This is a genomic window from Achromobacter sp. ISS7 (assembly GCF_056523125.1).
The window spans coordinates 4025109-4038229 of record NZ_JAWRZD010000001.1 but is presented as its reverse complement, the minus strand read 5'-3'; the positions used below and the strand labels follow the sequence as shown (position 1 = coordinate 4038229).

Sequence of the window (13121 nt, the reverse complement as noted above, 5' to 3'; positions counted from 1 at the left end):
CGCTAGCGGCCTGCCGGCGCGATCTGCACGCGATCGCGGTCGAACACCTCGATCTCGCCGCGCACGCCGCCCGTGAACAGGCCATACCAGACCGCCGGCTTCAGGCCCAGCGTCTTGCGGCGGAATTCCAGCGGGCCGTTGGCCAAGATGCAGTCGAATTCGTCGTAGGGCACCACGGCGCAGTCGTCGCGGCGCGAGGCATCGGCGATCAACGGCGAGAATTCCTCGACCCGCGGCACGAAGATCCGCAGGCCAGCCGCGTCACGCTCCGGGACCGGCGCCAGGCTTGCCTCCAGCAGCGCCGCCTTGCGCGCCCAGATGTCGTCCACGTGTTCGACGCGGCCGCCGCGGGATTCGGCTTCCGCCTCGGCCTGCATGGCGGCCTGCAGCGTCAGCGCGGCGTCGGTCGCGTCGATGCCGGCCAGCGGACGCAGCTTGCGGGTGAATTCGATGAAGTAGCCGTTCGGGTCGCGCACGTAGATCGACTCGATCACCTCGTGGCGGGTCTCGACCGAGACGTCCAGGCCGGCGTCCTGCAGCTTCTGTTTCCAGGCATGCAGTTCGGCCTCGCTTTCCACCAGCCAGGCGGTGTGGGTGGCGTCGGAGACGTGGTCCTCGGGCAGCGGCCGCATCGCGGCGCGGCCTTGCATGGCCGGCGGTTCCTCGGCGCCCAGGTAGTAGAAGAAGGCGATGGTGCTGCCGCGCCCGCTGTCGAAAAAGAAGTGCAGGAAATCGGGGTGGGTCGCGGGGCCCCAGCCGCGCGCCGAGATGACGTGCACCAGCGGCAGGCCGAGGACGTCACGGTAGAAATGCACCGTCTCGCGCAGGCGCCAGGTGGGCCGGGCGGTGTGATCCACGCCGTGCAGGCGCAGCGGGGAGGAAGCGGGGGAGGTCATGGTGGGCTCCGGGGAAGTTTCGATTACAGGAAGCGCGCGCGCAGCCAGGCCGCCAGCTCGCGGCCGGCGGCATAGCGGCCGGGCTCCTCGCCGTCGGCGAGCGCGCGGCCATGGTGGTCGCCGCGGATGCGCAGGTGGGTCTTGTCCGCCGCGGGAATCGCGTCGTGGATGGCGCGCACGTCGGCGGGAAAGCAGGCCTGGTCGCCGGTGTATTCGATGACCAGGGTGGGTTGGACGATGCCCTGCGCGGTGCGCGCCAGGCTGGCGTTGGACGACAGGCCGGACCAGGTGGACAGCCAGCTTTCCGGCGTGCAGAAGCGCGCGAAGCCCACCGCGCCGTAGTTCGAGGCGTAGGGATCCTTGCCCCACAGCGACCCGGGGTGGCGGTCGGAAGGATCCAGCGTCAGGTCCAGGCAGCGCAGGTCCGCATCGGTGCGCCAGACCACCAGCACGGGCGTGTGGGCCGCCTGGCGCCGCAGTTCGGGGGTGGGCGCGGCCTGCTCCTTGAGCGCCGCGCGCGCCTGCATGCGGTCGTCGATCATCCGCCGCGCCAGGGCGTCCAGCCGCGCCACGCGCTGGCGCTGCGCGGCGCGGTAGCGCTCGACGAAGTCGGGTGCATAGCGGGCCTGGCCGCCGGGCCGATAGCCGTTGGCGGGAGCCAGCGGATCCAGTTCCGGCGCCACCGACAGCGCGTCGTTTTCGTCGGCGACGGACGGGTCGATGGCGTTGAGCAGCAGCGCGCCCTGGCCGGGGTGCGGGCCGACCAGGACCATGCCGTGGATCGCGGGCATGTCCAGGTCCGCCAGCCCGCTGCGCTTGCCGCCGGGCGTGCGCGCCACCCGTTGCGACGGCGGCAGGCCGGCCTGGTGGGCATAGAAGGCGTACAGCCCGGCGCCGCCGGAATTGCCCAGCAGGATGATGTGCTTGAACCCTTGCTCGCGCAGGTGGCGCAGGCCCGCCGCCACGTCCTGCAGGGCGGTTTCGTGCTCCAGCCGCAGGTCGTTGCCGACCGAGCGGGCGCCTTGCGACCAGGCCGCGCAGCCCGCCGCGACTATGTCGGGGATCAGGTAGTGGCAGGCCATGAATTCGCGCGGGTGCATGACGCAGACCACGGTGTCGGGGCGCGGCCCCGCGGGCAGGTAGAGCGATCCGGAGGTGGCCGCGCCGTCGGCGGTGCGCAGGACGGTATTGCGGGTGGTGGCGCCCGGCGGCAGGTCGCGCGGGTTCCAGTCGGTATTCAGAAAGCCGGCGGTGACCTGGCTCGATGGGGTGCCGGACGTCATATCCGTCTCCTTGGATAGTCGTTGCGGGGCTGGTTTCGTCAGATTAGACAAATATTTGACTTTGATGTCAATCAAAGTCGAAAAACTGACACTGTGGTCAAATCGGACGGATGTCCGCACCGTGCGGACCCCGCTGGCGGGGGCCCGCCGATCTCGCGGATGACATAATTCGCCCGAGCCGTGTTGGGCGGCCTTTGAAGGAAAACCGCAACCGTGACCGAACCAAGCACCAAGGGAACCCTGAAGGGCGAAGCGCTGCGCAGCGCCATACTCGATGCCGCGGCGACGCTGTTCATCGAGCGCGGCACCGGCGGCACCAGCATCCAGGACATCGCCGAGACCCTGGGCTTGAGCCGCACCGCGGTCTATTACTACTTCAAGAGCAAGGACGCGATCCTGCGGGCCTTGACCGAGGAAGTCCTGAACACGGCGCGCAAGCTGGCCGGCGAAACCGTGGCCCGCGACGATCTGGATCCGGTGCAGGCGCTGGGGGCCCTGGTGGCCCGGCACGCCGACCTGATCCTGTCGCGTCCGGCGGAATTCCGCGTGGCCGACCGCACCGAGGGCGACATGACCCCCAAGCAGCGCGCGGCGTTGCAGGCGGCGCGGCGCAGCCTGCTGGAGAACTTCAGCACGGTCATCGAGAAAGGGGTGCGGGACGGCCAGTTCCGGATGGTGGATCCGCACATTGCGGCGGTCAGCCTGATCGGCATGTGCAACTGGTCGGCCTGGTGGTACAAGCCGGACGGCAGGCTCAGCCGCGCCGAGGTCTCGGCCATCATGGCGGACATGGCGGTGCGTTCACTGCTGCGCGACGAGGCGCGGCGGCCGCGCAGCCCCGACGTGAGCGAATCGCTGCGCCTGCTGCGCGAAGACCTGGCCTACCTGGAGAAGCTGGTCCTGCCGGACGCGCCGGCGGACCGCGAACCCCGCTAGGGCCGCCCAGCCGGGCGCGCCTGCCGGCAGCGGCCGGCAAGCGCGGGGCGGGCGCGGGCGACGCTCAGAACAGCGTGCCGTGCGCCGCGTTGGCCTGCGCCAGTCCCAGCAACAGCTTCTTCACCGGCGCCGGCAGCGCCGTGGCCGCCAGCTCGTCGGGCGCGACCCAGCGCGTCGGCGGATGGCCGTCGCGCAGGCTGGCCGCGCGCACCTCGACCCACCAGGGCCGGACATGCAGCCGGTAGTGCGTGAAGGTATGCGAGAAAGCCGCCAGGGCGCTGTGCCGTTCCGGCTCCAGCCCCAGGGCCCGCGACGCGGCGCCGGGGTCGCCGGCCACTTCGAATTCCGGCAGGCTCCACAGCCCGCCCCAGATGCCCGGTTCGGGCCGTTGCTGCAGCAGATAGGCGCCGCGCCATTGCAGCACCAGCATGGCGGTCTCGCGTTCCGGAATCGCCTTGCGCGCCTTGGGCGTGGGCAGTTCGGCCTGGCGGCCTTCGCGCCTGGCGACGCAGGTGTCGGCGACCGGGCAGCGCTCACAGGCCGGCTTGCCGCGCGTACAGAGGGTGGCGCCCAGGTCCATCAGGCCTTGCGTGTAGGCGGCCATGTCAAGGTCGGGCGCGGCCTCGACCTGGGCGTCGGCCAGGGCCCACAGGCGCTGTTCGATCTCGCGCTTGGCGGGGTCGCCGGCGATGCCGAATTGGCGGGTGAAGACGCGCTTGACGTTGCCGTCGAGAATCGGCGAGCGCTCGCCGTAGGCGAAGGCGGCGATGGCGGCGGCGGTCGAGCGGCCGATGCCGGGCAGGGTGGCGATGGCTTCGGCGGTGGGCGGAAAGCGGCCGTTCCAGTCGCGCGCGATTTCCTGGGCGCAGCGGTGCAGGTTGCGGGCGCGGGCGTAGTAGCCCAGGCCGGCCCAGTAGGGCATCACGTCTTCCTGGGCGGCGGCGGCCAGCGCGGCGACGTCGGGGAAGCGCTGCAGGAAGCGTTCGTAGTAGGGGATCACCGTGGCCACCTGCGTCTGCTGCAGCATGATCTCGGAGAGCCAGATGCGGTAGGGATCCCGGGTGTTTTGCCAGGGGAGATCGTGGCGGCCGTGCTGGCGTTGCCAGGCGACGATGCGAGGGGCGAAGTCCATGCCCGCAATTATCGCATCGCCCTATTGCCGGGGGTGGGGCGAGCGGTTACAACCGTAGGACAGAGGCGCATCGAGCGCCCGGAATTCACCTCCCGCCGCTTGCCCGCATGCGCTTCAAGAGGGCGTGGTGCGTTGGCTGCCGCGGGCGTTCCACGACCCTCGGAGTAGACATGAATGCCCCCCTCACGCCCGCGCTGCGCGCGGCGCTCGAATCCGTCCAGCTGGACGACAAATACACCCTGGAAAGCGGCCGCGCCTGGATGAGCGGCATCCATGCCCTGGTGCGCCTGCCGATGATGCAGCGGCTGCGCGACCTGCGCGCCGGGCTGAACACGGCCGGGTTCGTGTCGGGCTACCGGGGCTCGCCGCTGGGCGGGGTCGACCAGAACATGTGGAAGGCGGCCAAGTACCTGAAGGCGCACCACGTCGAGTTCCAGCCGGGCATCAACGAGGACCTGGCGGCCACCGCGGTGTGGGGCACGCAGCAGGTCAACCTGTTCCCCGGCGCCAAGTACGACGGCGTGTTCGGCATGTGGTACGGCAAGGGCCCGGGCGTGGACCGCTGCGGCGACGTGTTCAAGCACGCCAACGCCGCCGGCACCTCGCCGCATGGCGGCGTGCTGGTGGTGGCCGGCGACGACCATCCGGCCAAGTCGTCGACGCTGCCGCACCAGAGCGACCACATCCTCAAGGCCTGCATGATCCCGGCGCTGTTCCCGTCGAGCGTGCAGGAGGTGCTGGACTACGGCCTGCACGGCTGGGCCATGAGCCGCTATGCCGGCGTCTGGGTCGGCATGAAATGCATCACCGACATCGTCGAGGTGTCGGCCTCGGTGGACGTGGATCCGTATCGCGTGCAGATCGTGCTGCCCGAGGATTTCCGGCTGCCGCCGGACGGCCTGAACATCCGCATCCCGGACACGCCGCTGCAGCAGGAGGCGCGGCTGCTGGACTACAAGCTTTACGCGGCGCTGGCCTACGCCCGCGCCAACAACCTGAACCGCGAACTGTGGCAGGTGCCGGCGCGCGACGCGCGCTTCGGCATCATGACCTCGGGCAAGGCCTACCTGGACACGCGCCAGGCGCTGTCCGACCTGGGGCTGAGCGAGGCGGTGTGCCAGCGCATCGGCCTGCGCCTGTTCAAGGTCGGCATGGTGTGGCCGCTGGAGTCCACCGGCATGGCGCGCTTCGCCGATGGCCTGGACGAGATCCTGGTGGTCGAGGAAAAGCGCCAGGTGCTCGAATACCAGCTGAAGGAAGAACTGTTCAGCTGGATCGGCAGCGGCAAGAAGATCCCGCGCGTGGTCGGCAAGTTCGACGACAAGGACGGCGGCGAGTGGTCGGTGCCGCAGGGCAACTGGCTGCTGCCGGCGCACTACGAGTTTTCGCCGGCGATGGTGGCCAAGGCCATCGCCGCGCGCCTGCTGCGCTTCGAGTTGCCGGCGGACGTGCGCGCCGGCATCGAGGCACGGCTGGCCTTCATCACCGGCCGCGAACAGGCGCTGGCGCGTCCGCGCGTGGTGGAAGACCGCAAGCCGTGGTTCTGTTCGGGCTGTCCGCACAATACCTCGACGCGGGTGCCGGACGGCTCGCGCGGCATGGCAGGCATCGGCTGCCACTACATGGTGACCTGGATGGGCCGCAATACCCAGGTCTACACGCAGATGGGCGGCGAGGGCGTGCCGTGGCTGGGCCAGGCGCCGTTCACCGAGGAAAAGCACGTGTTCGCCAACCTCGGCGACGGCACCTACTTCCATTCGGGCCTGCTGGCGATCCGCGCGGCCGTGGCGGCCAAGGCGCCGATCACCTACAAGATCCTGTTCAACGACGCGGTGGCCATGACCGGCGGGCAGCCGGTGGACGGCCCCATCAGCGTGCCGATGATCAGCCGCCAGGTGGCGGCCGAGGGCATCGACAGGATCGTGGTGGTGACCGACGAACCGGAGAAATACCAGGGCATGGCCGGCATGGCGCCGGGCGTGCCGGTCAGGCACCGCGACGAGCTGGACGCGGTGATGCGCGAACTGCGCGAACACCCCGGCGTGTCGGTGCTGATCTATGACCAGACCTGTGCCACCGAGAAGCGCCGCCGCCGCAAGCGCGGCGCCTATCCCGACCCGGCGCGGCGCGTGGTCATCAACGAACGCGTGTGCGAAGGCTGCGGCGACTGTTCGCAGAAATCGCACTGCCTGTCGGTGGAGCCGCTGGAGACCGAGTTCGGCCGCAAGCGCGCCATCAACCAGTCCAGCTGCAACAAGGACTTCTCCTGTCTGAAGGGCTTCTGCCCCAGCTTCGTCACGGTGGAAGGCGGCAAGCTCAGGAAGCCGCGCGCGCTGGCGCCGGAAGGCGCGGTCGACGACGACGTGCCGCAACCGGCGTTGCCGGCGCTGGCGCAGGCCTATGGCGTGTTCATCGCCGGTGTCGGCGGCACCGGCGTGGTCACCATCGGCCAGCTGCTGGGCATGGCGGCGCACCTGGAAGGCAAGGGCTGTTCGGTGCTGGACATGGCCGGCCTGGCGCAGAAGGGCGGGGCGGTCTATTCGCACGTGGTGCTGGCGCAGACGCCGGACCACTTGATGAATACGCGCGTGGCGATGGGCGAGGCCGACCTGATGCTGGCCGGCGACCTGGTGGTGGCGACCAGCGCCGACGCCATGGCGCGGCTGCGTCCGGGCCGCTCGCGCGCGCTGCTCAACAGCGACACCGCGCCCACCGCGGCATTCGTGACCAACCCGGACTGGACGCTGCCGGGCGCCAACCTGACGGCGGACCTGCAGGCCGCCTGTGGCAAGGACAACCTGCACACGGTGGATGCGTCGGCGCTGGCCGTGGGGCTGCTGGGCGACGCCATCTACTCCAACCCGCTGATGATGGGCTACGCCTACCAGAAGGGCTGGCTGCCGCTGTCGCGCGAGTCGTTGCTGCGCGCCATCGAGCTGAACGGCCAGCAGGTGCCCAACAACCTGGCCGCGTTCGCCTGGGGCCGCCGCGCCGCGCATGACCTGGCCGGCGTCACGCGCCTCTTGGCCAATGGCGGCGCGCCGGCGCATCCGGACGGCATCATCGAGATCCGCCGTCCGCGCGCGGCCAGCCCGGTAGTGGAACTGAAGAAGCCGGCCGGCGAACTGGAGCGCCTGGTCGAGACGCGCCGCGCCTTCCTGACGCAATACCAGGACGCGGCCTACGCCAGGCAGTACACCGACCTGGTGGACAAGGTGGCGCACGCCGAGCACGAGGCCACGGGCACCCAGCGCCTGGCGCTGGCGGTGGCGCGCTACTACTTCAAGCTGCTGGCCTACAAGGACGAATACGAGGTGGCGCGGCTGTATACCGACGGCGAATTCCTCAAGCGCATCGGCGAGCAGTTCGAGGGCGACTGGAAGCTGCGCTTCCACCTGGCGCCGCCGCTGTTCGCGCGCCGCGGCCCGGACGGCCACCTGGTCAAGAAGGCCTACGGCCCCGGCATGCTGCGGGTGTTCCGCCTGCTGGCGCGCTGCAAGCGCCTGCGCGGCACGCGGCTGGACCCGTTCGGCTACACCCGCGAACGCCGCGCCGAGCGCGAGCTGGCGAGCGAGTACCGCGAGACGCTGACCGCGATCCTGTCCAAGCTCAACCGCGGCAACCTCGACCGCGCGGTGGCGCTGGCCAGCGTGCCGGAAGAGATCCGCGGCTATGGCCACGTGAAGGAGGCGGCCATGGAAAAGGCCGCCGCGCGGCGCGAGGCCCTGCTCAAGGACTTCAGCGCCAACGTGGTGTCGATCGGGGGCGCGCGGGCGGCGTAGCGGGGGCGGGGCGGCGGCCGGCGGCGCGGGGCGGCCGCCGGGTCCGCCGCAGGGGCCGTCCGCCGAGCGCGGCCTTCACGCCGGATAGTGCGCGTCGTCCAGCAGCATGTCCTCGAAGAACGCGCCGTAGCGGCCCTGCGGATCGCGCAGGTGGATCTCCAGGATCCAGCGCATCTCCGACGGGCTGATCGCCAGGTCGGCGAGCGAGCCGGTGTGGATCGCCGCGTGCGGGAAGTCGGACACGCGGTGGCCGGGCAGGTCGAAATTCAGTTCCCAGCCCATGGCGCGCGCCTGGCGGTCGGCATAGGCGTACAGCGCCTGCCCGCTCAGCCGCTCACGCAGCCAGACGCCGCGCACGTCGTGGAACAGCGCCTCGGCGTCGCGCGCGCAGCGCGCCTGCCCGGGGTCATCGCCCACCACGTAGCTCTTGCCGCCATCGCCTTCCCAGGCGTCCAGGCGCGGGGCGATGTCGAGAAAGAAGATGTCGTGCTCGCCCAGCGCCACGCCGGGCGCGGACGCCTGGCGCATGGCCTTCATGGTGTTGGCGCCGAAGCGCACGCGGGTGGGATGCCAGCTGAGCGCCAGGCCGGCGTCGATCAGGGTCTGCTTGGCCATGGCGACGGCGTCTTCCTCGATCATGCCGGGGCGGATGCGCGCGGCGATGTCCTCGATGGCCTGGCGCGTCTTGTCGCGGGCCAGCAGCATGCCGTCGACGGAAAAGGCGGGACCGACGCGTTCGCTGGGGTCGGGGGAGGGCGTTTGCATGATGCGTTTCCTTGCGTGGCGAGCCCGGAGGGCGATGCAAGGCAGTCTGCGCGGACGCTCGGCCACGGGCCAGCGCCGCGCGGGACGGATTCCGGCCAGCATGGCGCATCCGGCGGCCAAGGCCCGGGAGGGCGGCGGATTGCGGCCGCCGTGGCACGGTTTGCGGCCAGGCCCGGAGCGGGGGGATCGGCATGCTGGCGGGCTTGGGCTAAGGTAGCGCCTGGCGGCGGCGTTGTTGCCGCGGCGGCCGATGCTGCGGCGGCCGGTGCCGCGGTGGCAGCGCCGTGCCGCGCCCACCCTCTCTCCTTCCGAGCCCATGAAATCCGTCGCCATCCTCGTGTTTCCCGGCGTGCAGTCGCTGGACGTCAGCGGACCGCTGGACGTGTTCGCCGAGGCCAACCGCTTCCTGCTGCCCGCGCGCCAGTACCGGATGGAACTGATCGGCCTGACGCGCGGCGCGGTGCCCTGTTCCAACGGCATGCTGCTGACGCCGCAGCGCCACTACGCCGAGGTCGCGGACGTGCCCGATCTGCTGCTGGCGGCCGGCGGCCCGGGCCTGCCGGCGGCGCGGGAATCGGACGACGCGCTGGCCTGGCTGCGCGCGGCCTGCGAGCGGGCCGAGCGCTACGGCTCGATCTGCAATGGCGTCTTCCTGCTGGCGCGCGCCGGCCTGCCCGCCGGCGCCACGGTCACCACCCACTGGAACGACGCGCCGGCGCTGGCGGCGCGCTATCCGGACCTGCGGGTCGAGACCGACCGCCTGTACGCGCAGGACGGTCGCCTGCACACGTCGGCGGGGGTGACCGCCGGCATCGACCTGGCGCTGTACCTGGTGGCGCAGGACCACGGGCCGGAGGTGGCGCTGAACGTGGCCAAGCGGCTGGTGGTGTTCATGCAGCGCGCGGGCGGGCAATCGCAGTTCAGCCCGTTCCTCACGCCTTTCGTCGAGGAGACCTCGGCGGTGGCGCAGGTGCAGCAGTACGTGCTGGGGCACCTGGCCGACGACCTCGGCGTGGATGCGCTGGCGGCGGTGGCCAACATGAGCCGCCGCAACTTCTCTCGGGTGTTCCTGCGGGATGCGGGCGTCACGCCGGCGGATTTCGTCGAAAGCGTCCGGGTGGACGCGGCCCGCGCGCGGCTGGAGCGCGCGTCGGCGCCGCTCAAGACCGTGGCGTTCGATTGCGGCTTTCGCGATGCGCGGCACCTGCGCGAGGTGTTCCAGCGGCGGCTGGGCGTGTCGCCCAGCCAGTACCGCGCCAGCTTCGGCTGCTGACGCGGCGGCGGGCTCAGCCGCCCGCGGTTTCCGGCTTGCGGCGGCGGGTGACACCGGTGTCGAAGCGTTCCACCCCGGGACGCGTGGCGGGACGGTCGAAGCGCTCGACTCCCGGCCGGTCGAAACGCTCGACGCCGGGGCGATCGAAACGTTCCACGCCCGGACGGGCGGCGGGGCGGTCAAAGCGTTCCACGCCGGGCCGCGCGAAGCGTTCGACCCGCGGCGGGCTGTGGGTCTTGGCCTGCACGCTTTCGGCGGCGGCCTGTTCGCGCTTGGCGATGATCTCTTCGGCGCGCTGGTGGTGCGGCGCCATCTTGCGGACCATCACGCGGCCATCGCGCGGGAAGTAGTTGATGCGGCGCGCATGCACGTCGCCCAGGTCCTGCGCCTTGACCGGAATGCCTTCCGTGCGCAGGTAGTTCAGCACGAACTGGCCGTTGCGTTCGCCGATGTTCATCTGCTGCATGGCGGAGAGCACCGCGCCGCCGCCGAACACCTTGGCCTCGAGGCGGTCGCGCGACGCGCCGGCCTTGAGCAGTTCGTTGATCAGGACTTCCATGGCGAAGGCGCCATAGCGCATGGTGGCCGAGGCGGGCGACTGCATGTCGCCCTCGGGCAGCATGAAGTGGTTCATGCCGCCCACGCCGGTGACGGGATCGTGGATGCAGGCGGCCACGCACGACCCGAGCACGGTCGAGATCATGATGTCTTCGTCGGTGACGTAGTACTCGTTGGGGAGTACCTTCACCGCCTGAGACTGGAACGCGCTATCGAAGTAATGGCGCGTCGCACGGGCTTCAAGACGGGCGACCATGGAACGGAATCAAGGGCAAGAACAACGATTGGGACACGAAGGCAGCGCTCGGTGGGACTGTAAACGTTTCAAAATATGAAGAAAAATGACGCTTTATTCTTACACATCTGGCCTGTAATAGGGGGAAAACCTGTGTAACCGCGACTTTGTTATGTCCCTGATAAATATGGCCGTTTGCCCGTAATGCGGGCCATCCGGCTGGATTCGTGGGCGTCTTGCGGCGCCGGCACAGCCCGTGACACGGGACTGACGCACCCCGGCGGCCGGTCCGCGCGCGGCCATTGCCGGGATGGTGCTTCCATCCTAACCAGGGTCGGGCGGGGCCGTTCCCCGGATCACGGGGAAGAAGGGGGGCTATACGCGGGTTTAGAAGCGCGTGCTGCGGGTCACGGACCAGCGGGCCGACAGCGCGCCGAGGGCGGCCGAGGCCACGATGGCCGTCAGCAGCACGGGGGCGCCGGGCAAATGCAGGGCGAATTCCGCCCCATAGCTGCGGGCCAGGCCGAGCAGGGCGTTGTTCAGCGGCGACAGCGCCACCGCCGCCACGCCGATCGCCAGCAGCGAGGCCAGGGCGCCGGACAGCGCGCCCAGGTACAGGAACGGCCGCCGCACGAACGACTCGGTGGCGCCCACCAGCCGCGCCACCGCGATTTCCTCGCGCTGCGACAGGGCCTGCATGCGCACGGTGTTGAACACCGTGGCCAGCACCACCACCGCCACGCAGGCGGCCAGGAAGCCCAGGCCGATGCGGGCGAAGCGCAGGATGGCCTCCAGCCGCTGGACCCAGGCGCTGTCCAGCTGCACCAGGTCCACCTGGTTCCATTGTTTCCAGGCCTGCGCCAGCTTGTCGGCGCGGCCGGCCAGGTCTTCGCCTTCGGCCAGGGTCACCACCACCGCGTCGGGCAGGGGGTTGCCGGGCAGCACGGCCAGCGCCTGCTGCCAGGCGGGGTTGGCGCGCAGGTCGGCCAGGGCGTCGTCGCGACCGACCACGCGCACCGCGCGCACGTCGTTGGCGTACTCGCCCTGGATGCGCTTGGCGATGTCGGCGGCGGCGCCGGCCGGCGCGTCGACCCGCAGGAAGACGGTGACTTCGGGGGTGACGGACATCTGCCGCGCCACCGGCTGCACCGACACCAGGATGGCGCTGCCCAGCAGCGGCAGGGCCAGCGCCAGCGCCATCACCAGCAGGTTGGCGAGCGACGAGAACGGCTGCTTGACCAGCCGGCGCAAGGTGACCATGAGCGCATAGCGATGCTGCCGCAGCCAGGCGTTCATGCCGGTTCTCCGGCGATGCCGTGGCCGGCGTCGGCCGGGGGCGTGGCGGCGCCGTGCGAGTCGGCGAACTTGCCGGGGTCGATGCGCAGGGTGCGGGTGGCGTAGCGCGCCATGAGTTCCTGGTCGTGCGAGGCGATCAGCGTGGTGACGCCGACGCGGTTGAAGTCGCGGAACACATTCATGATGCGCTGCGCGTTGTCGTGGTCGAGGTTGGCGGTGGGTTCGTCGGCGATCAGGATGGCGGGCCGGTTGACGATGGCGCGCGCGATCGCCAGGCGCTGCTGCTCGCCGCCCGACAGCTCGATGGGGTTGAGATCTTCCTTGCCCGACAGGCCGACCTTGTCCAGCGCGGCGCGGGCGCGCGCGGCGGCCGAGTCGCCGGGGTGGCCGGTGACGGCCAGCGGCAGCATCACGTTTTCAAACGCGCTGCGATCGAACAGCAGGTGCGTGTCCTGCAGGATCACGCCGACGGCGCGGCGCAGGTAGGGCCGGGCGCGGGCGGGCAGCTTGTCGAGCCGCTGGCCGTTGACCTGGATCGAGCCGCGGCTGGCGGGCTCGAGCCCGCCGATCAGCTTGAGCAGGGTCGACTTGCCGGCGCCGGATGGCCCCGACACGAAAACGAACTCTCCCGCGCTCACGCGGAAGTTGATGTCGGCCAGGATATTGCGGCCGCGGCCATACGATTTGAATACGTGCTGGAATTCGATCATGGCGGCTGTCGGATGAAGCCGCAATATTAACTCGGGGACAGTAAGCTGGCCTAAAACCGCGCAAGGCCCTTGCGGGAAAAAGTGTCCTGATGTGACCGCCGGCCCCGCGCAAAAGTGACCGGTTGGACACGTTTTTTCGAACGAAAATGTGTCCCCGTTTTTATCGCAAAACCCCGTTTGATTTCATCCAGTGTCCCTATATTTCAAGGGAATTCCCGGATGCGGAGGCCGCTTTGCGGACGCTACCATCCGCCC

Annotated in this window: 10 protein-coding genes; 3 read left to right on the top strand and 7 right to left on the bottom strand. The window is 70.3% G+C overall.

Features of this window, described 5'->3' with window-relative positions:
• Positions 1-2: 2 nt before the first annotated feature.
• Both AC1HFW_RS18165 and AC1HFW_RS18160 read right to left on the bottom strand, forming a co-directional pair.
• Positions 3-896 carry a VOC family protein gene (locus AC1HFW_RS18165; RefSeq protein ID WP_479284709.1) on the bottom strand — a complete coding sequence of 298 codons (894 nt, stop codon included), beginning with the start codon at positions 894-896 and terminating at the stop codon, positions 3-5.
• A gap of 23 nt (positions 897-919) precedes the next feature.
• On the bottom strand, positions 920-2179 hold the full coding sequence (locus tag AC1HFW_RS18160) for an alpha/beta fold hydrolase (protein WP_061072569.1): 1260 nt from the start codon (positions 2177-2179) through the stop codon (positions 920-922).
• A gap of 213 nt (positions 2180-2392) precedes the next feature.
• Here AC1HFW_RS18160 and AC1HFW_RS18155 point away from each other — a divergent pair, with 213 nt between their 5' ends.
• Positions 2393-3115, top strand: coding sequence for a TetR/AcrR family transcriptional regulator (locus AC1HFW_RS18155; RefSeq protein ID WP_061072568.1), 723 nt, complete (start codon positions 2393-2395; stop codon positions 3113-3115).
• A 64-nt stretch (positions 3116-3179) separates the two neighbouring features.
• On the opposite strand, the gene mutY is transcribed toward AC1HFW_RS18155, so the two are convergent.
• Complete coding sequence (mutY, locus tag AC1HFW_RS18150) at positions 3180-4247, bottom strand: A/G-specific adenine glycosylase (RefSeq protein WP_479284706.1); 1068 nt, start codon at positions 4245-4247, stop codon at positions 3180-3182.
• A gap of 170 nt (positions 4248-4417) precedes the next feature.
• Here mutY and AC1HFW_RS18145 point away from each other — a divergent pair, with 170 nt between their 5' ends.
• On the top strand, positions 4418-8029 hold the full coding sequence (locus AC1HFW_RS18145; RefSeq protein WP_479284704.1) for an indolepyruvate ferredoxin oxidoreductase family protein: 3612 nt from the start codon (positions 4418-4420) through the stop codon (positions 8027-8029).
• 75 nt (positions 8030-8104) lie between these two features.
• Here the strand turns inward: AC1HFW_RS18145 and AC1HFW_RS18140 are convergent, their stop codons facing one another.
• Positions 8105-8794: a M24 family metallopeptidase gene (locus tag AC1HFW_RS18140; protein ID WP_238891191.1), complete on the bottom strand. Its 690-nt coding sequence runs from the start codon at positions 8792-8794 to the stop codon at positions 8105-8107.
• A gap of 316 nt (positions 8795-9110) precedes the next feature.
• Here AC1HFW_RS18140 and AC1HFW_RS18135 point away from each other — a divergent pair, with 316 nt between their 5' ends.
• A complete protein-coding gene (locus AC1HFW_RS18135) occupies positions 9111-10067 on the top strand; it encodes a GlxA family transcriptional regulator (RefSeq protein ID WP_479284702.1) in 957 nt (318 codons plus the stop codon).
• Between the two features lie 13 nt (positions 10068-10080).
• Here the strand turns inward: AC1HFW_RS18135 and cheD are convergent, their stop codons facing one another.
• The 3 genes from cheD to AC1HFW_RS18120 all read right to left on the bottom strand — a co-directional run bounded on the left by cheD (position 10081) and on the right by AC1HFW_RS18120 (position 12866).
• Entirely contained in the window at positions 10081-10881 is an 801-nt protein-coding gene (gene cheD, locus AC1HFW_RS18130) for a chemoreceptor glutamine deamidase CheD (protein WP_035359938.1), read from the bottom strand.
• A gap of 366 nt (positions 10882-11247) precedes the next feature.
• Positions 11248-12156, bottom strand: coding sequence for a cell division protein FtsX (locus tag AC1HFW_RS18125; RefSeq protein WP_006392659.1), 909 nt, complete (start codon positions 12154-12156; stop codon positions 11248-11250).
• Positions 12153-12866 carry a cell division ATP-binding protein FtsE gene (locus AC1HFW_RS18120; RefSeq protein WP_006392660.1) on the bottom strand — a complete coding sequence of 238 codons (714 nt, stop codon included), beginning with the start codon at positions 12864-12866 and terminating at the stop codon, positions 12153-12155. The genes AC1HFW_RS18125 and AC1HFW_RS18120 overlap by 4 nt, the downstream gene beginning before the upstream one ends.
• Positions 12867-13121: the final 255 nt, after the last annotated feature.